16 protein-coding genes and 3 pseudogenes are annotated in these 16,923 nt (G+C 60.5%); 13 read left to right on the top strand and 6 right to left on the bottom strand.

Annotation, left to right across the window (positions count from 1 at the left end; genetic code table 11):
• On the bottom strand, positions 1–960 hold the full coding sequence (locus ACQKP2_RS15410; protein ID WP_427577613.1) for a MerR family transcriptional regulator: 960 nt from the start codon (positions 958–960) through the stop codon (positions 1–3).
• Between the two features lie 210 nt (positions 961–1,170).
• Here ACQKP2_RS15410 and ACQKP2_RS15415 point away from each other — a divergent pair, with 210 nt between their 5' ends.
• From ACQKP2_RS15415 to ACQKP2_RS15445, 7 genes are all read left to right on the top strand, one after another.
• Positions 1,171–1,728 carry an antibiotic biosynthesis monooxygenase gene (locus ACQKP2_RS15415; RefSeq protein ID WP_427577592.1) on the top strand — a complete coding sequence of 186 codons (558 nt, stop codon included), beginning with the start codon at positions 1,171–1,173 and terminating at the stop codon, positions 1,726–1,728.
• Between the two features lie 187 nt (positions 1,729–1,915).
• Complete coding sequence (gene folM, locus ACQKP2_RS15420; RefSeq protein WP_427577594.1) at positions 1,916–2,626, top strand: dihydromonapterin reductase; 711 nt, start codon at positions 1,916–1,918, stop codon at positions 2,624–2,626.
• Between the two features lie 20 nt (positions 2,627–2,646).
• The gene (gene folE / locus ACQKP2_RS15425; RefSeq protein WP_427577595.1) at positions 2,647–3,222 is read left to right on the top strand and encodes a GTP cyclohydrolase I FolE; all 576 of its coding nucleotides are present in this window, start codon (positions 2,647–2,649) and stop codon (positions 3,220–3,222) included.
• A gap of 2 nt (positions 3,223–3,224) precedes the next feature.
• Positions 3,225–3,596 carry a dihydroneopterin triphosphate 2'-epimerase gene (folX, locus tag ACQKP2_RS15430; protein WP_008054404.1) on the top strand — a complete coding sequence of 124 codons (372 nt, stop codon included), beginning with the start codon at positions 3,225–3,227 and terminating at the stop codon, positions 3,594–3,596.
• A gap of 97 nt (positions 3,597–3,693) precedes the next feature.
• Positions 3,694–3,990 carry a DUF1244 domain-containing protein gene (locus ACQKP2_RS15435; RefSeq protein WP_427577597.1) on the top strand — a complete coding sequence of 99 codons (297 nt, stop codon included), beginning with the start codon at positions 3,694–3,696 and terminating at the stop codon, positions 3,988–3,990.
• Entirely contained in the window at positions 3,983–4,321 is a 339-nt protein-coding gene (locus ACQKP2_RS15440; RefSeq protein ID WP_427577599.1) for a HopJ type III effector protein, read from the top strand. The genes ACQKP2_RS15435 and ACQKP2_RS15440 overlap by 8 nt, the downstream gene beginning before the upstream one ends.
• 258 nt (positions 4,322–4,579) lie before the next feature.
• Positions 4,580–5,830 (top strand): 2-aminoadipate transaminase, encoded by a 1,251-nt coding sequence (locus ACQKP2_RS15445; protein ID WP_427577601.1) that lies wholly within the window; start codon positions 4,580–4,582, stop codon positions 5,828–5,830.
• A gap of 258 nt (positions 5,831–6,088) precedes the next feature.
• Here ACQKP2_RS15445 and trxB read toward each other — a convergent pair whose 3' ends face one another.
• Positions 6,089–7,045 carry a thioredoxin-disulfide reductase gene (gene trxB / locus ACQKP2_RS15450; RefSeq protein ID WP_427577603.1) on the bottom strand — a complete coding sequence of 319 codons (957 nt, stop codon included), beginning with the start codon at positions 7,043–7,045 and terminating at the stop codon, positions 6,089–6,091.
• A 315-nt stretch (positions 7,046–7,360) separates the two neighbouring features.
• Here trxB and cysZ point away from each other — a divergent pair, with 315 nt between their 5' ends.
• Together cysZ and ACQKP2_RS15460 are read left to right on the top strand one after the other, a co-directional pair.
• Positions 7,361–8,113 carry a sulfate transporter CysZ gene (cysZ, locus tag ACQKP2_RS15455; protein WP_427577604.1) on the top strand — a complete coding sequence of 251 codons (753 nt, stop codon included), beginning with the start codon at positions 7,361–7,363 and terminating at the stop codon, positions 8,111–8,113.
• A gap of 54 nt (positions 8,114–8,167) precedes the next feature.
• Complete coding sequence (locus tag ACQKP2_RS15460; protein WP_427577605.1) at positions 8,168–9,367, top strand: glycosyltransferase family 4 protein; 1,200 nt, start codon at positions 8,168–8,170, stop codon at positions 9,365–9,367.
• A gap of 117 nt (positions 9,368–9,484) precedes the next feature.
• On the opposite strand, the gene ACQKP2_RS15465 is transcribed toward ACQKP2_RS15460, so the two are convergent.
• The 3 genes from ACQKP2_RS15465 to ACQKP2_RS15475 form a co-directional block, all read right to left on the bottom strand.
• A complete protein-coding gene (locus ACQKP2_RS15465; protein WP_427577606.1) occupies positions 9,485–10,588 on the bottom strand; it encodes an NADH:flavin oxidoreductase in 1,104 nt (367 codons plus the stop codon).
• 225 nt (positions 10,589–10,813) lie between these two features.
• Positions 10,814–11,296, bottom strand: coding sequence for a glutathione peroxidase (locus tag ACQKP2_RS15470; RefSeq protein ID WP_427577608.1), 483 nt, complete (start codon positions 11,294–11,296; stop codon positions 10,814–10,816).
• A 124-nt stretch (positions 11,297–11,420) separates the two neighbouring features.
• A complete protein-coding gene (locus ACQKP2_RS15475) occupies positions 11,421–11,906 on the bottom strand; it encodes an FKBP-type peptidyl-prolyl cis-trans isomerase (protein ID WP_427577609.1) in 486 nt (161 codons plus the stop codon).
• Between ACQKP2_RS15475 and ACQKP2_RS15480 the strand changes: the two are divergent.
• The 3 genes and pseudogenes from ACQKP2_RS15480 (at position 11,875) to ACQKP2_RS15490 (ending at position 15,268) form a co-directional block, all read left to right on the top strand.
• Positions 11,875–12,202, top strand: a pseudogene (locus ACQKP2_RS15480) (DUF3565 domain-containing protein). The gene ACQKP2_RS15475 and the pseudogene ACQKP2_RS15480 overlap by 32 nt on opposite strands.
• Positions 12,203–12,262: 60 nt before the next feature.
• Positions 12,263–14,362, top strand: coding sequence for a phosphate acetyltransferase (gene pta / locus ACQKP2_RS15485; RefSeq protein ID WP_427577610.1), 2,100 nt, complete (start codon positions 12,263–12,265; stop codon positions 14,360–14,362).
• On the top strand, positions 14,363–15,268 hold the full coding sequence (locus ACQKP2_RS15490) for an acyltransferase (protein ID WP_427577611.1): 906 nt from the start codon (positions 14,363–14,365) through the stop codon (positions 15,266–15,268).
• Between the two features lie 164 nt (positions 15,269–15,432).
• Here ACQKP2_RS15490 and cysC read toward each other — a convergent pair.
• Positions 15,433–16,764, bottom strand: a pseudogene (cysC, locus tag ACQKP2_RS15495) (adenylyl-sulfate kinase); the annotation flags it as partial.
• Between the two features lie 52 nt (positions 16,765–16,816).
• Between cysC and ACQKP2_RS15500 the strand changes: the two are divergent.
• Positions 16,817–16,923, top strand: a pseudogene (locus ACQKP2_RS15500) (STAS domain-containing protein); the annotation flags it as partial.

Raw genomic sequence — 16,923 nt, forward strand, 5'->3', positions numbered from 1 at the left:
TCAGGTATCCAGGTTACCCGCCAGGAATTGTTTAAGCCGCTGGCGCATGACGGTCCCCTCGCTGCCCAGACAACCGATCGAGGATCCGGCCAGGCTTTCCTGTGCCAGGTCCGATGCATCGCCGGCCAGCAACACCGGACAATCCAGACTCATCGCCAGTCGATTCAAGCGTCGTGGCAGGTCCGCGCCAGGGACGTGATTGGAAAACAGCACCAGCGCTTGAGGCTTGATCCGCTCGCAAATCAGCGTCAACTCATCGAACGGCTGGCCGACGGTCAGTACGCGCACACCGGTTTGTTCACTGCCCAGGAACAGGGCGGCGATCAACAGTTCAAGTTCCCGACATTGGCCTGCCAGGGCGCTGACAATCACCCGCCGCGGTTGCTTGTCGCGAATCAACAGCAGACGCTGCAATACCCTTGAGCGCAGAAAACCGTCCAGGAACAACCACTCGCTGGTCCGGCCGAATGAATCCTGGTTTTGCATCAGCCGCTTCCAGAGCGGGACAAGAATGTCCTGGAATACGACGGGCTGGGCGTAACTGGAAAATATCTGACCGTAGACCTGCTCCAGGGCGATGTCGTCGAATGCACTCACCGCCGCCTGGACCTGTTGTTGCCATTGCGCGTAATCGGCCTGCACCAGGTCGCCCGGGATGATGTGCGACAACGCCTCAAGCGGTGCGGCCTTGGCCAGAATCCTGCCGATCTTGCTCACTGCCACGCCGCGTTCGATCCAGTCGAGGATGCTGCGCACGCGCTCGATATCGGTCATCGAATACAGGCGATGCCCACTTTCGGTGCGTGTAGGCACAATCAGTCCATAGCGTCGCTCCCATGCACGAAGCGTGACCGGGTTGACGCCCGTCAAGCGCGCCACTTCACGAATGGGAAAAAGCTCCTCCTGCTCAAGCGAGCGCGAAGGCAACACGTCTGGAGCGATATCAGTCAGGACAGGCATCTGGGCTTCAACGTCCATGTGTTGTTTGGATCCCGATTCTACTCCTGCCTCCCCTTCATGATCCAAGACATTGAGTGTTACTCAAGCCACAGACGTCGCAATTGGAATCAGGAATAATCCTTGCTTGTCCCACGGCGCAGCCCACCATCCCGGCGCTGCGCCTGGCGAAGCTCTTACCCGGAGCAACGCATTCGTTTACGGAGATACATGATGTCTACCTCCCCCGTCACGCTGATGGTTGCGCGCCGCGTCGCCAACGGGCGCTACCAGGATCTGATCGCCTGGCTGCGCGAAGGTGAACAACTGGCCACCGACTTCCCTGGCTATCTCGGCTCCGGCGTACTCGCTCCGCCCGCCGGCGATGACGAATTCCAGATCATTTTTCGCTTCACCGACGAACAGACCCTGCACACCTGGGAGCACTCGGCCTCACGTACCGCCTGGCTGGCCCGGGGCAGCGACTTGTTCGCCCATCCGACGGAGCATCGGGTCAGCGGCATCGAAGGCTGGTTCGGCGCCACCGGCCAGCGCCCGCCTCGATGGAAACAGGCCATGGCGATCTGGCTGGCGTTCTTCCCGGTGTCGTTGCTGTTCAACTTCGCACTCGGCCCCTTGCTCAGCGAACTGGGCCTGCTGAGCCGGGTGTTCATCAGCACGCTTTGCCTGACGCCGTTGATGGTTTATTTCTTCATTCCACTGTCGACCAGGGTGTTGGCTGGATGGTTGAACAACACCCCGGCACGGCGGTTGCCGGCCGAGACTGCCTGACACGCCAACTGTAGGAGCGAGCACGCTCCGGGCGGCGTTCCGACGAAGAGCCTGAGAACGCTGCGGGGTGTCAGACTTCCAACGTTATCGTTGACGACCATCGCGAGCTTGCTCGCTCCTACAGGGGCGTAGGTGAACGCTGCACTGCACTGGTATAGTTTTGCTCTTACCGCGAAGCGAGCCGCTCATGTCCACTTGCCCAGCCCCTATCCTCATCACCGGTGCCGGCCAGCGTGTTGGCCTGCACTGCGCACAGCGATTGCTGGAGGACGGCCACCGCGTCATTTTCAGCTATCGCAGCGAGCGCCCTGGCGTGCAAGCCCTGCGCGACCTGGGGGCGACGGCGATATTTGCGGACTTCGCCACCGAAGCCGGAATCTTCGCCTTCATCAATGAACTCAAAACCCATACCGACAGCCTGCGTGCGATTGTCCATAACGCCTCCGAATGGCTGGCAGAAACCGCGGACACCGATGCCGCAGCATTCACCCGCATGTTCAGCGTGCACATGCTGGCGCCTTACCTGATCAATCTGCACTGTGTCGACCTGCTCGAACGCTCGCCCATGGCGGATATCGTGCACATCAGCGACGACGTGACCCGCAAGGGCAGCAGCAAGCACATCGGTTACTGCGCCAGCAAGGCAGGGCTCGAAAACCTGACCCTGTCCTTCGCCGCGAAATACGCGCCGGCCATCAAGGTCAACGCAATCGCGCCGGCCCTGCTACTGTTCAACGCTGATGATGACGCAGCGTATCGCGCCAAGGCGCTGGCCAAATCCGCACTGGGCATCGAACCCGGCAGCGAAGTGATCTACCAAAGCCTGCGCTACTTGCTCGATAACCCCTATGTCACCGGCACGACCCTGACCGTCAATGGCGGAAGGCACATCAAATAAGTGTCCCGCGAGGAACTCCCATGACGTTATCCCTGCCCCAGAATTCGCTGTCCCAGAGTTATCGCGAGATCCTCATCGGCCTGGGTGAAAACCCTGATCGCGAGGGCCTGCTCGATACACCGCTGCGCGCAGCCAAGGCCATGCAGTACTTGTGTCACGGCTATGAGCAAAGCATCGACGAGATCGTCAACGGTGCACTGTTCGCCTCCGACAACGATGAAATGGTGATCGTCGATAACATCGAGCTTTACTCGCTCTGCGAACATCACATGCTGCCCTTCATCGGCAAGGCCCATGTGGCTTATATTCCAACGGGCAAGGTGCTGGGCCTGTCGAAAATCGCGCGGTTGGTGGACATGTTCGCCAGGCGCCTGCAAATCCAGGAAAACCTGACCCGGCAAATCGCCGAGGCGGTGCAGCAAGTGACCGGTGCGGCAGGCGTCGCGGTGGTCATCGAAGCCCAACACATGTGCATGATGATGCGCGGTGTCGAGAAACAGAATTCGACCATGAACACCTCGGTGATGCTCGGCGCCTTCCGCGAATCGAGCAACACTCGCCAGGAGTTCCTGCAATTGATTGGACGGAGCAAGTAGTAATGCCACAACTTCAACCAGGCATGGCACGCATCCGGGTCAAGGACCTGTGCCTGCGCACCTACATCGGAATCAACGAGGATGAAATCCTCAACAAGCAGGATGTGTTGATCAACCTGACCATCCTCTATGCAGCCCAGGAAGCGGTGCGGGACAACGATATCGATCATGCGTTGAACTACCGGACCATCACCAAGGCGATCATTGCCCATGTCGAGGGTAATCGCTTTGCCCTGCTCGAACGCCTGACCCAGGAACTGCTGGACCTGGTCATGGCCAACGAATCGGTGCTGTACGCCGAGGTAGAAGTCGACAAGCCGCATGCGTTGCGCTTTGCCGAATCGGTATCGATAACGCTTGCAGCGAGCCGCTAGCTACAAGCTTCAAGCCGCAAGCTGTAGACTGGCGTGCACCTCAATCCACTCTTGCAGCTTGAAGCTTGCCGCTTGCAGCTGTCTCAAAGAGACCTCCATGACCGATCAAGAACGCCTCGAACTCGAAGCCGCCGCCTTTCGCCGGCTGGTGGCCCATCTGGACAGCCGCAAGGATGTGCAGAATATCGACCTGATGAACCTCTCGGGCTTCTGCCGCAATTGCTTGTCCAAGTGGTACAAGGCAGCCGCCGACGAGCGTCAGATCGAGGTCAGCCTCGACGAAGCCCGCGAAGTGGTTTACGGCATGCCGTACGCCGAATGGAAAGCCCAATATCAGCAAGAAGCCAGCGCCGAACAACAAGCGGCGTTCGCCAAAGGAAAACCCAATGAGTGATTTGAACACCCTTCGCGCCAGCCTCAAGAGCGGCGAACACCTCTTCGCCGATACCCTGGCGTTCATTGCCGCCGGTTACGACTATCAGCCGCAGGCATTCAACAACGGCGGTGTGGAAAACGCAGCCGGGCAGAATGAAGGTTCGTGCAAGACACTGGGCCTGGCATTGCTGGAAGGCCTGAGCGATGAAGAAACCCTGCTGGCGTTCGGTGAGCATTATCGTTCGGTGCTGGCGACACCCGAAGGCAGCGATCACGGCAACATCCGGGCATTGATGGCCCACGGCCTGGCCGGGGTGAAATTCACTCAGCCGCCGCTGACGCGCCGCTGAATCAAACCTGCACCTGAACCCCTGTAGGAGCGAGCACGCTCGCGATGAACGCTTGAACACCGCGAGGTGTCAGGCTACCAGCGATATCGTTGACGACCATCGTCGGAACGCCGCCCGGACCAGGCTCGCTCCTACAGGACAGCGCGTAACCGCACATCCTCACTTTTAAGATTGACCCGGCGACTTTATTTCGTTTGCCGGCCAACGCTGCTCACGGCTTAGATAAAAGAAGTCCTCCTTCTTCCGAGCCGATCATCCATGCGCAGCGAAACCATCAGCCAGTCGATCAACATCGTTCACCCTGTCACCCTCAGCCACGGCAAGAATGCCGAGGTATGGGACACGGACGGCAAACGCTACATCGACTTTGTCGGTGGCATCGGTGTGCTGAACCTCGGTCACTGCCATCCACGCATCGTTGACGCCATTCGCGAGCAGGCCACACGACTGACTCATTACGCGTTCAACGCCGCGCCCCATACGCCCTACCTTGCCCTGATGGATCGCCTCAGCGCTTTTATCCCGGTCGATTACCCGGTCAGCGGCATGCTCACCAACAGCGGTGCCGAAGCGGCCGAGAATGCGTTGAAGATCGTCCGTGGCGCCACTGGCCGTACAGCGGTCATTGCCTTCGATGGTGCGTTCCATGGCCGGACTCTGGCCACCCTCAATCTCAACGGCAAGGTGGCACCGTACAAACAGAAAATCGGCGTACTGCCGGGCCCGGTGTATCACCTGCCCTTCCCCAGCCAGGACAACGGCGTGACCTGTGCCCAGGCACTCAACGCCATGGAGCGCCTGTTCAGCGTCGAAATCGATATTGAGGACGTGGCCTGCTTTATCGTCGAGCCCGTGCAGGGCGAGGCGGGTTTTCTGGCACTGGATATCGAGTTCGCCCAGGCGTTGCGGCGTTTGTGCGACGAGAAAGGCATTGTGTTGATCGCCGATGAAATCCAGTCTGGCTTCGGTCGTACCGGCCAACGTTTTGCGTTTTCGCGACTGGGCATCGAACCGGACCTGATCCTGCTCGGCAAGAGCATCGGCGGCGGACTGCCGCTGGGTGCGGTGGTTGGACGCAAGACGTTGCTCGACAACCTGCCCAAGGGTGGTCTGGGTGGCACCTACTCCGGCAACCCTGTCGCGTGCGCCGCCGCGCTGGCGACCCTGGATGAGATGACCGATGCGCACCTGCAAATGTGGGGCGCGCAACAGGAGGAGGCCATCGTCAGCCGCTACCAGGCCTGGCGCGATCGCAAGCTGTCACCGTACCTCGGCCGCCTGACGGGCGTCGGCGCAATGCGCGGGATCGAGTTGGTCAATGCCGACGGTACGCCGGCAGCAGCACAATTGACGCAACTGCTGGCCCTGGCTCGCGAAGCAGGCCTGCTGTTGATGCCAAGCGGCAAATCGCGCCACATCATTCGCCTGCTGGCACCGCTGACCATCGAGCCGGCGGTGATGGGGGAAGGCCTGGACATTCTTGAGGCCTGCCTGAAAAAACTGGTCTGATCACACCCCCACTGTAGGAGCGAGCATGCTCGCGATGGACTCGAAGACGCCACGGGGTGTCAGGTTTCCAACGTTATCGTTGACGACCATCGCGAGCTTGCTCGCTCCTACAATGGACTCGAAGACGCCGCGGGGTGTCAGGTTTCCAGCGTTATCGTTGACGACCATCGCGAGCGTGCTCGCTCCTACAGGGGGGCGCATTGTTCAGGATGAAAAAAACCGGCCGAAGCCGGTTTTTTCATTTCGACGAAGGCAGAATCAAGCGTTCTGCAGATTGTCGAGGTAACGCTCGGCATCCAGTGCCGCCATGCAACCGGCGCCGGCCGAGGTGATGGCCTGACGGTATACGTGGTCCGCCACGTCACCGGCCGCGAAGATGCCTTCGAGGTTGGTGGCGGTGGCATTGCCGTCGCGACCGCCGTTCACCACCAGGTAACCGTCCTTGAGGGTCAGCTGGCCTTCGAACAGCGAGGTGTTCGGGGTGTGGCCGATGGCGATGAACACGCCGTCGACTTTCACTTCGTCGAAGCTGCCGTCGTTGTTCTTCAGGCGGGCACCGGTCACGCCCATGTTGTCGCCCAGGACTTCGTCCAGGGTCGCGTTCAACTTCAGGATGATCTTGCCTTCGGCAACCCGGGCATTGAGCTTGTCGATCAGGATCTTCTCGGCGCGGAAGGTTTCACGACGGTGGATCAGGGTCACGGTGCTGGCGATGTTGGCCAGGTACAGCGCCTCTTCCACGGCAGTGTTACCGCCACCGACCACGGCTACCGGCTTGTTGCGATAGAAGAAACCGTCGCAAGTCGCGCAGGCCGAAACGCCTTTGCCCATGAACGCTTCTTCGGATGGCAGGCCCAGGTAACGAGCGCTGGCACCGGTGGCGATGATCAGGGCGTCGCAGGTATAGGTCGCGCTGTCGCCGATCAGGGTGTAGGGCTTGGCAGCGAAGTCCACCGCATTGATGTGATCGAATACGATCTCGGTTTCAAAGCGCTCGGCGTGTTCTTTCATGCGCTCCATCAGTGCCGGGCCGGTCAGGCCATGGACGTCGCCCGGCCAGTTGTCGACTTCGGTGGTGGTGGTCAATTGACCGCCGGCCTGCATGCCGGTGATCAAAAGTGGCTTGAGGTTCGCACGGGCGGCATAGACCGCAGCGCTGTAACCGGCAGGGCCGGAACCGAGAATAATCACTCGCGAATGACGGACTTCAGACATGACCTGCTCCTGTTGACCGGCCCGGAACACCTGGCGCGGGACGCCGGTTTGCCGGCGGGAATAAAAAAGGACCATTGAAAGCACTTGGGGAAGGCTTGAACTCGACAGTCCTGTAAAAAGAATGGGTGCAGCGTATCGAGGGGGCGAAGATTAAGGAAATACGGTTTAACAATCCAGCTCATAGGTGGTCTCTATCCCGACGGCGGGCTAATCAGGACGCCTTTGTTACAGTTAATGTCGATGCCGCTACCGCGCTTTCACCCCCGAGGCAAAGCCGGTAAGGTCGGCGCGTTTTCCCTCTGCTCGGAGCACGTTATGCCCGCCCCTGTTCTGTCCGGCCCGCAATACCTGCGCGAAGGCCTCAAGCTGGTCCTGAGCCCTGGCCTGCGTCTGTTTGTGTTGTTGCCGTTGCTGATCAACCTGGTGCTGTTCGTCGGATTGATCTATCTGGCCGGCCACCAATTCAGCCTGTGGGTCGATTCACTGATGCCGTCCCTGCCCGATTGGCTGGGTTTTCTCAGCTATGTCCTGTGGCCGCTGTTCGTGGTGCTGGTGGTCTTGATGGTGTTCTTCACCTTCACAATGCTGGCCAACGTCATCGCCGCGCCGTTCAATGGCTTTCTGGCGGAAAAGGTCGAAGTGGTCGTACGCGGCACCGACGACTTCCCGACCTTCAGCTGGGGTGAATTGCTCGCCATGATCCCGCGGACCCTGGCCCGTGAAATGCGCAAGCTCGGCTACTTCCTGCCCAGGGCGATCGGGCTGTTCATTCTGTCCTTCATCCCCGTGGTCAACATCATTGCTGCACCGCTTTGGCTGCTGTTCGGGGTGTGGATGATGGCGATCCAGTACATCGACTACCCGGCGGACAACCACAAGCTGGGCTGGAACGAGATGCTCGCCTGGCTGCGACAGAAGCGCTGGCAGAGCATGAGCTTCGGCGGCATCGTCTATCTGGTGCTGCTGATCCCGGTGGTCAACATCCTGATGATGCCGGCGGCCGTGGCCGGGGCGACCTTGTTCTGGGTCCGTGAGCGCGGGGCCGAGAACCTCGTGATTCAACGCTGAATTCCACCCTCGAACGCGGTCATAAATCCATCATCTGACCGTCACGGCGTCGACATGGCCTCAGCTGAAACTGAGGCCATGACGACAGCTCTGCATATCACCCTGATCACCGAAACCTTCCCTCCCGAAATCAACGGAGTGGCCAATACCCTTGGCCGCTTGTGCGACGGTTTGCGCGCGCGCGGCCATCAGGTGGAGTTGGTGCGACCGCGCCAGGGTTGCGATCAGTCGGCAGGCAGCGACGACGAGTTGTTGCTGTGCCGGGGGTGGCCGTTGCCAGGCTATCCCGGATTGCAATGGGGACAGTCGTCGATGCACAAACTGCTGCGACGCTGGAAGCGCCACCGCCCGGATGTGCTGTATATCGCCACCGAGGGCCCGCTGGGCTTGTCGGCACTGCGTGCGGCACGACGCCTGGGCATTTCGGTGGTCAGCGGCTTCCATACCAACTTTCAGCAGTATTCCAGCCAGTACGGGCTCGGCTTGCTCACACGCTTGCTGACCCACTACTTGCGCTGGTTCCACAATCGCTCGAACCTGACCCTGGTGCCCAGCATCAGTCAGCGCATGGAGCTGGAGCGGCGGCATTTCGAACGGCTGGCGCTATTGTCCCGCGGCGTCGACAGCCAGTTGTTCCATCCGGCCAAACGCCTGAATGCCCTGCGCGAACAATGGGGACTGGGCGAGAACGACATCGCCGTCATTCATGTCGGGCGTTTGGCAACGGAAAAAAACCTGGGCTTGCTCAAGCGCTGCTTCGACGCGCTGAAGGCGACTTATCCACAGCGTACGCTGAAATTGATCGTGGTCGGGGACGGCCCGCAGCGCCTGCCTATGGAAAGCGAAATGCCCGATGCGATTTTCTGCGGCACCCAACGGGGTGAAGCCCTGGCCAGCCACTATGCCTCAGGCGATGTGTTTCTGTTCCCAAGCCTGACGGAAACCTTCGGCAATGTGGTGCTTGAGGCACTGGCCTCAGGACTTGGCGTGGTGGCTTACGATCAGGCGGCAGCTGCGCAGCATATCCGCCATGGCTACAACGGCTTGCTGGCAATGCCGGGGGATGAAGACGCGTTCTGCGATGCGGCGGTGTGGTTGCTGGAGGATCCCGAGACCTTGCGCTGTTTGCGCCTCAATGCGCGCCAGCATGCCAGTCGCCAGGGTTGGGCGGCGATTATCGAGCAGTTCGAGGGGCAGTTGCGCAATGCTTGCGTTGGGGAGCAGGTGCTGCCGAATGCGCCGACTGTTCCTTGAGTCCTGCGTGAAATGAAGTCCGCCATCGCGAGCAGGCTCGCTCCCACATGGGTTCTGTGGCGCACACAAAACCTGTGGGAGCGAGCCTGCTCGCGATAAAGCCCTTCCGGATGCTGCTTAAACCAGCGTCATCAACGCCTCGCGGCTGAACGGCAGGATGTCAGCCTCACGACCATCGCGCACTTTCTGCGCCCAGTCCGGATCCACCAGCAGCGCACGACCGACCGCCACCAGGTCGAACTCGTCATTGTTCAAGCGCTCCAGCAGTTTTTCCAGACTGGCCGGCTGAGCAACCTTGTCGGTATTGACCATGAACTGCAGGAACTCGCCATCCAGCCCCACGCTACCGACAGTGATGGTCGGCTTGCCGGTGAGCTGGCGGGTCCAGCCCGCCAGGTTCAGTTCGGAACCGTCGAATTCCGGCTCCCAGAAACGGCGTGTCGAGCAGTGGAAAATATCCACGCCGGCATCGGACAACGGTTTGAGGAACTCGCCCAGCGCCTCCGGCGTCTGGACCAGACGTGCGGTGTAGTCCTGCTGCTTCCACTGAGAGAAGCGGAAGATGATCGGGAAGCCCTCGCCCACCGCCGCACGCACCGCCTGAATCAATTCAATGGCGAAACGCGAACGATTGGCCAGGCTGCCGCCGTATTCGTCAGTACGCTGGTTGCTGCCTTCCCAGAAGAACTGGTCGATCAGATAGCCGTGGGCGCCGTGAATTTCCACGCCGTCCATGCCAATGCTTTTCGCGTCCTTTGCTGCCTGGGCGAACGCAGCGATCACGTCCTGGATATCCTGCCGGGTCATGCCGTGAACCACGACCTGACCTTCCTTGAGCTTTTCCGACGGACCGTAACCCGGCACGCTGGCGTCCGGCTCAGTGCCAATGCGGCGCACACTGCCGACATGCCAGAGTTGCGGAACGATCTTGCCGCCTTCGGCGTGGACCGCGTCGACCACTTTCTTCCAGCCGGCCAGTGCCGCCTCACCGTAGAACTGCGGCACGTTCGGGTAGCCGTTGGAAGCCTTGTGCCCGACGGTGGTGCCTTCGGTGATGATCAGGCCAACGCCGGCCGCGGCGCGACGACGGTAGTACTCGATCACTTTGGAATTCGGCACGCCACCGGGAGAGAACGAGCGGGTCATCGGCGCCATGACGACACGGGTCGGCAGTTCGAGGGAACCGAGATGGAACGGCTTGAACAGGGCTTTTACGGGCATTGGGACGCTCCACGGAAATAGACTTTATGACGATGATAATATGGAGATCCCGCAGCGCTGAACAGCACTATTGATTTGAGTGATTAAGGATCAAAAGAGGGGAATACCGCCTTCTGTAGGAGCGAGCAGGCTCGCGATGGTCTTGAGAACGCCGCTGGGTGTCAGGCTTCCAGCGTCATCGTTGGCGACCATCGCGAGCTTGCTCGCTCCTACAGGGTGAGAACGTCAGCTCAGGGCTTTTTCAATCGCCTGAACCACAGCCGGATCATCCGGCGGTGTACGCGGGGAAAACCGCGCCAGCACGCGCCCGTCCTTGCCCAACAGAAACTTTTCGAAGTTCCAGGTAATGTCGCCAGGGAATTCGGCACCCTCGCCCGCCAGCAGTTTGTACAACTGGTGGCGATCGTGACCGTTGACGTCCAGCTTGCTGGACAATGGAAAGGTCACGCCATAGTTGAGTTTGCAGAACTCCTGAATCTCTTGTTCGGAGCCCGGTTCCTGCCCGGCAAACTGGTTGCACGGCAGGCCCAGTACGCTGAACCCCTTGCCTTTGTATTGCTGGTAGAGGTTTTCCAGCGCAGCGTACTGTGGGGTCAAGCCACATTTGGAGGCGACATTGACCACCAGCACGACGTGCCCCTTGAAAGGCGCCAGAGGTAGCGCCTGACCATTCAGGGCTGTCAAATTAAGGTCGTGAAAAGCACTCATGACGTACTCCAGATTCCCGTGTTCTTTTCGAAACAGCCGCTTGACGCTGTCGCCATGGATAACCACAGACTAAAAAGGCGCCCTCGGGGCGCCTCTCCAGTTCTCGAAAGCTTAGCGCAGAAAATCAGTGGTGATGGCCACCTTCGCCATGGATGTGACCATGGGCGATTTCTTCCTGGCTGGCGTCACGGATAGCAACGATCTTGACCTGGAAGTTCAGACGTTGGCCGGCCAGTGGGTGGTTGCCATCAACCGTCACGTCGTCGCCGTCCAGATCACGGATGGTCACGATCTGCATCTGGCCGTCCGGAGCGGAAGCGTGGAACTGCATGCCCACTTCCAGCTCGTCGACGCCTTCGAACATGCTGCGGCTCAGGGTGCTGACCAGTTCGGCAGCGTATTCGCCGTAGGCATCTTCAGGTTCGACGGAAACGGTCAGCTCTTCGCCAACTGCCTTGCCTTCCAGAGCCTTTTCCAGGCCCGGGATGATGTTGCCTGCGCCTTGCAGGTAGACCAGCGGCGCGCCGCCGGCGGAGCTGTCGATGACCTCACCAGCGTCGTTGGTCAGGGTATAGTCGATGGACACAGCCTTGTTGGCAGCGATCAGCATGGGGGCGAGACCTTTTGCATAAGAATGAGGAAAGACGCAGTTTAGCGAAGCCGTCGTCCGAAAGCGAACACAACCCGGACAGACGGGGTGTGACGATCACAGGCTTTCATCTGGACGAGGACGGGCACTGGGTGGCCGAGCTTTCCTGTGGCCACACCCAACACCTGCGGCACCAGCCGCCATGGCAATCGCGCGCCTGGGTGATGGACCCGGTGCAGCGCCAGGAAAAAATCGGCCAGCCCTTTGATTGTGGTTGGTGCGCACAAGGCTCGGTTAGCGATAACCTTGGCGACTGAATTTCGGCAGATAGCCAGTCATCGGCCCTCTCCATTGCCATGCACCTCCAGAGAATCCGCATGCAAACTTTTTTTATCGCACCCACCGATTTCGGCGTGGGCCTGACCTCCATCAGCCTCGGGCTCGTGCGTACCCTTGAACGTGCCGGGCTCAAGGTCGGCTTCTTCAAACCGATCGCCCAACCGCATCCGGGAGATACGGGACCGGAACGCTCCACCGAACTGGTAGCCCGGACCCACGGCCTGAAACCGCCACAACCGCTGGGCCTGGCCCATGTCGAGCGGATGCTCGGCGACGGTCAGCTCGATGAGTTGCTCGAAGAGATCATCACCCTCTATCAGCAGGCCGCCATCGGCAAGGACGTGCTGGTCGTCGAAGGCATGGTGCCGACCCGCAGCGCCAGCTACGCCGCGCGGGTCAACCTGCATCTGGCCAAGAGCCTGGACGCCGAAGTGATTCTGGTCTCGGCACCGGAAAACGAAGTGCTGACCGAATTGTCCGGTCGCGTGGAATTGCAGGCGCAATTGTTCGGCGGCCCGAAAGACCCGAAGGTCCTCGGCGTGATCCTCAACAAGGTCAAGACCGACGAAAGCATGGAGGCTTTCGCCGCGCGCCTGAAGGAACATTCGCCACTGCTGCGCAGCGGCGATTTTCGCCTGTTGGGTTGCATCCCGTTCCAGCCCGAACTGAACGCACCGCGCACCCGCGACGTAGCCGACCTGATGGGCGCCCAGGTGCTCAACGCCGGCGATTATGAAACCCGGCGCATGACCAAGATCATCATTTGCGCACGCACCATGCGCAACACCGTGGAACTGCTCAAACCGGGCGTACTGGTGGTAACCCCCGGTGATCGCGACGACATCATCCTCGCCGTCAGCCTGGCCGCCATCAATGGCGTCCCCCTGGCCGGCCTGTTGCTGACCAGCGACACCCTGCCCGATCCGCGCATCATGGACCTTTGCCGTGGCGCCCTGCAGGCCGGATTGCCGGTGCTGTCGGTGAGCACTGGCTCCTACGACACCGCCAACCTGTTGAACGGCTTGAACAAGGAAATCCCGATCGACGACCGCGAGCGCGCCGAAATCATCACCGATTTCGTCGCCGGCTATCTCGACGCCAACTGGCTGCACCAGCGTTGCGGTACACCGCGAGAAATGCGCCTGTCGCCAGCCGTGTTCCGCTACCAACTGATCCAGCGCGCGCAGAATGCCAACAAACGCATTGTCCTGCCCGAAGGCAGCGAACCGCTGACCGTACAGGCGGCGGCGATCTGTCAGGCCCGCGGCATTGCCCGCTGCGTGTTGCTGGCCAAACCGGCGGACGTCGAGGCCGTGGCTCGCGCCCAGGGCATCGAGCTGCCACCGGGACTGGAAATCCTTGACCCGGACCTGATCCGCGAGCGCTACGTCGAGCCCATGGTCGCCCTGCGCAAAAGCAAAAGCCTCAATGCGCCGATGGCCGAGCAGCAACTGGAAGACACGGTCGTGATCGGCACCATGATGCTGGCGCTGGATGAGGTCGACGGCCTCGTGTCGGGCGTCGTTCACTCCACGGCCAACACCATCCGCCCGGCACTTCAGTTGATCAAGACAGCGCCGGGCTGCACCCTGGTGTCATCGGTGTTCTTCATGCTGTTCCCCGAAGAGGTGCTGGTCTATGGCGACTGCGTGATGAACCCGCACCCAAGCGCCAGCGAACTGGCCGAAATCGCCCTGCAAAGCGCCGACTCGGCGCAGGCCTTCGGCATCACGCCACGGGTTGCGATGATCAGCTATTCCAGCGGCGAGTCGGCCAGTGGCGAAGAGGTCGAGAAGGTTCGCGAAGCGACGTTGCTCGCGCACGAACAGCAACGCTCGCTGCTGATCGACGGCCCGTTGCAGTACGACGCCGCCGCCAACGAAACCGTCGCCCGGCAACTGGCGCCGAACAGTCAGGTAGCCGGTCGCGCCACGGTGTTTGTGTTCCCGGACCTGAACACCGGCAACACCACCCACAAAGCCGTGCAGCGCAGCGCCGACTGCGTCAGCCTCGGGCCGATGCTGCAAGGCTTGCGCAAACCGGTGAACGACCTGCCACGCGGCGCACAGGTCGACGACATCGTCTACACCATCGCCTTGACCGCGATTCAAGCTGCCAACCGACCTCTGGATGTTTAAATGCTGGCCTTTCTCCCTGCCGCCGCGCGAGGCGTGATCGCCTCGCTGCTGTTGGCGCTCAACACCGTTTTACTGTGCTCCTTCCTGTTCTGCGTGGCGCTGTTCAAGGCGTTGCCGTTCGCCCTCACCCAGCGCGTCGCGCGCTGGCTGATGAGCCATACCCATGAAGCCTGGATCAGCCTCAACAAAGGCTGGATGAATCTGGTCTGCCGCACTCGATGGCACCTGAGCGGCCTGCAGGGCCTGGACTACAAACACTCGTACCTGATTACCAGCAACCACCAGAGCTGGGTCGACATACTGGTGCTGCAATACGTACTCAACCGTCGTATCCAGCCGCTGAAGTTCTTCCTCAAGCAAGAGCTGATCTGGGTGCCTGTCATCGGTCTGGCCTGGTGGGCGCTGGGCTTTCCTTTCATGAAACGCTACTCCAAGGCGTATCTGGAAAAGCATCCGGAGAAGAAAGGCAAGGATTTGGAAACCACTCGCAAAACCTGTGCGAAGTTTCGTGACAACCCTGTGGGTATTTTCAACTTTGTCGAAGGCACGCGCTTTACCGAAGGCAAGCATGCCCAACAGCAATCGCCCTTCAAATACCTGCTCAAGCCCAAGGCCGGTGGCATTGCGTTCGTGCTCGATGCCATGGGCGAACAGCTGGAGTCGATCGTCAACGTGACCATTCACTATCCCGCCGGACGTCCGGGCTTTTGGGATTTGCTGTGCGGTGAGGTGAAGGATGTGGTGGTGCATTTTGAAGAACTGAAAATTCCTGCCCACTTCATCGGTAAAAACTACGACCAGGACGGCGAGTACCGCCTGCAGTTTCAGGGCTGGATCAATCAGCTGTGGTTGAACAAGGATGCCTTGCTGGCGCAGATGCATCGCGAGTATCCAGAGCGACGCTGATCCCCTGTGGGAGCGAGCCTGCTCGCGATGGCGATTGAACATTCAATATCCATGTGGACTGATCCACCGCTATCGCGAGCAGGCTCGCTCCCACACTGGGGCGCATGAGACAAAAAACCCGCAGATGATCACTCATCGGCGGGTTTTTTATTGCTGCCCGGTGCTTAAATCGCGCCACGCTGACGCAGCAGGTCCAGCACCTGCTTGACGCCGTCTTCCAGCGAAACGGACTGGGTGTCGATCACCAGATCGGCATCCAGCGGCACGTCGTACGGGAAGGATTCGCCCGGGATGTTATCCCCGGCCGCCGCGTACAGGCCTTGCGGATCACGCTCGGCACACACGGTCGGCGACGCCTGAACGTAGACGGTCAGCAAACGCTCCTTGCCGATCAGCTCCCGGGCCTGCTCACGGCCTTCGGCACTCGGCGCAACGAACGCGGCCAAGGTCAGCAGACCGGCTTCGTTGAACTGACGCGCCACGTGTGCGGCACGACGCCAGTTCTCGGTACGCCCGGCGCGATCCTGTGGCAGTCCCTTGTTCAGGTCGTGACGCAGGTTCTGGCCATCGAGCACGAACACCGCACGGCCCATGTCGAACAGCTTGCGCTCGACCGCATAGGCCAGGGTGCTCTTGCCGGCACCCGACAAACCGCTGAACAGCACGGTGGCCGGCTTCTGGCCGAAGCGCAGGGCACGTTCTTCGGTGGCAACATGGGCCAGCTTGCCGTGGTGGGTGCTGGTGCCATGCGCCAAAGGCTGGGCGACGATCATGCCGGCGCCAACGGTGCCATTGGTCAAGCGGTCGATGACGATGAACGCACCGGTGGTGCGGTTGCTGTCATAACCGTCGAGAGCAATCGGTGCGTCGAGCGCGATCTTGACCTTGCCAATTTCGTTGAGCTGCAACGCACTGGCCGGGCCTTCTTCCAACGTGTTCACGTCGACTTTGTTGACGATGCTGGCGATGGAACCCGGCACGTAACTGGTAGCGCGCTTGATGTCGTATTTCTTGCCCGGCAGCATCGGCTCTTCAGCCATCCACACCAGCATCGCTTCGAAGCTGTCGGTGACTGGCGGCACATTGTCGGCGTGCACCAGCAGGTCGCCCCGGGAGATGTCGATTTCATCTTCCATGGTCAGCGTGACGGCTTGCCCCGGACCCGCATGTTCCAGCTCACCTTCGAAAGTGACGATGGATTTCACGCGGCTGCTCTTGCCCGACGGCAGCACCACGACTTCGTCGCCCTTCTTGACGATGCCGCTGGCCAGGGTGCCGGCGAAACCGCGGAAGTTCAGGTTCGGACGATTGACGTATTGCACCGGGAAACGCAGGTCGGTGAAGTTGCGGTCGCCCGCCACTACCACGGTCTCGAGAATTTCCATCAGCGACTGGCCGGTGTACCACGGCGAGCGCTCGGACTTGTTCACCACGTTGTCGCCCTTGAGCGCCGACATGGGAACGAAGTGCATGCTGGACAGCTTCATCGCCTCCTTGCTGGGCATCAAGCACATCGTTGTCGCCATCAACAAGATGGATCTGAAGGACTTCGATCAGGGCGCCCAGGCGGCCGGCAAGGCGCTGAACATCCGCGCAATGCCCGAAGACATGCGCGAAATCGCCGAGGTCAGTGAGTTGACCGAGCTGTTGGCGCA

The organism is Pseudomonas sp. NPDC089569, from assembly GCF_050280625.1.
GTDB lineage: Bacteria > Pseudomonadota > Gammaproteobacteria > Pseudomonadales > Pseudomonadaceae > Aquipseudomonas.

Excerpts from the sequence above, each read along its gene's own strand:
- ACQKP2_RS15410 (WP_427577613.1), bottom strand. The coding sequence starts at position 960 with ATGCCTGTCCTGACTGATATCGCTCCAGACGTGTTGCCTTCGCGCTCG.
- ACQKP2_RS15415 (WP_427577592.1), top strand. The coding sequence starts at position 1,171 with ATGTCTACCTCCCCCGTCACGCTGATGGTTGCGCGCCGCGTCGCCAAC.
- folM (WP_427577594.1), top strand. The coding sequence starts at position 1,916 with ATGTCCACTTGCCCAGCCCCTATCCTCATCACCGGTGCCGGCCAGCGT.
- folE (WP_427577595.1), top strand. The coding sequence starts at position 2,647 with ATGACGTTATCCCTGCCCCAGAATTCGCTGTCCCAGAGTTATCGCGAG.
- folX (WP_008054404.1), top strand. The coding sequence starts at position 3,225 with ATGCCACAACTTCAACCAGGCATGGCACGCATCCGGGTCAAGGACCTG.
- ACQKP2_RS15435 (WP_427577597.1), top strand. The coding sequence starts at position 3,694 with ATGACCGATCAAGAACGCCTCGAACTCGAAGCCGCCGCCTTTCGCCGG.
- ACQKP2_RS15440 (WP_427577599.1), top strand. The coding sequence starts at position 3,983 with ATGAGTGATTTGAACACCCTTCGCGCCAGCCTCAAGAGCGGCGAACAC.
- ACQKP2_RS15445 (WP_427577601.1), top strand. The coding sequence starts at position 4,580 with ATGCGCAGCGAAACCATCAGCCAGTCGATCAACATCGTTCACCCTGTC.
- trxB (WP_427577603.1), bottom strand. The coding sequence starts at position 7,045 with ATGTCTGAAGTCCGTCATTCGCGAGTGATTATTCTCGGTTCCGGCCCT.
- cysZ (WP_427577604.1), top strand. The coding sequence starts at position 7,361 with ATGCCCGCCCCTGTTCTGTCCGGCCCGCAATACCTGCGCGAAGGCCTC.
- ACQKP2_RS15460 (WP_427577605.1), top strand. The coding sequence starts at position 8,168 with ATGGCCTCAGCTGAAACTGAGGCCATGACGACAGCTCTGCATATCACC.
- ACQKP2_RS15465 (WP_427577606.1), bottom strand. The coding sequence starts at position 10,588 with ATGCCCGTAAAAGCCCTGTTCAAGCCGTTCCATCTCGGTTCCCTCGAA.
- ACQKP2_RS15470 (WP_427577608.1), bottom strand. The coding sequence starts at position 11,296 with ATGAGTGCTTTTCACGACCTTAATTTGACAGCCCTGAATGGTCAGGCG.
- ACQKP2_RS15475 (WP_427577609.1), bottom strand. The coding sequence starts at position 11,906 with ATGCTGATCGCTGCCAACAAGGCTGTGTCCATCGACTATACCCTGACC.
- pta (WP_427577610.1), top strand. The coding sequence starts at position 12,263 with ATGCAAACTTTTTTTATCGCACCCACCGATTTCGGCGTGGGCCTGACC.
- ACQKP2_RS15490 (WP_427577611.1), top strand. The coding sequence starts at position 14,363 with ATGCTGGCCTTTCTCCCTGCCGCCGCGCGAGGCGTGATCGCCTCGCTG.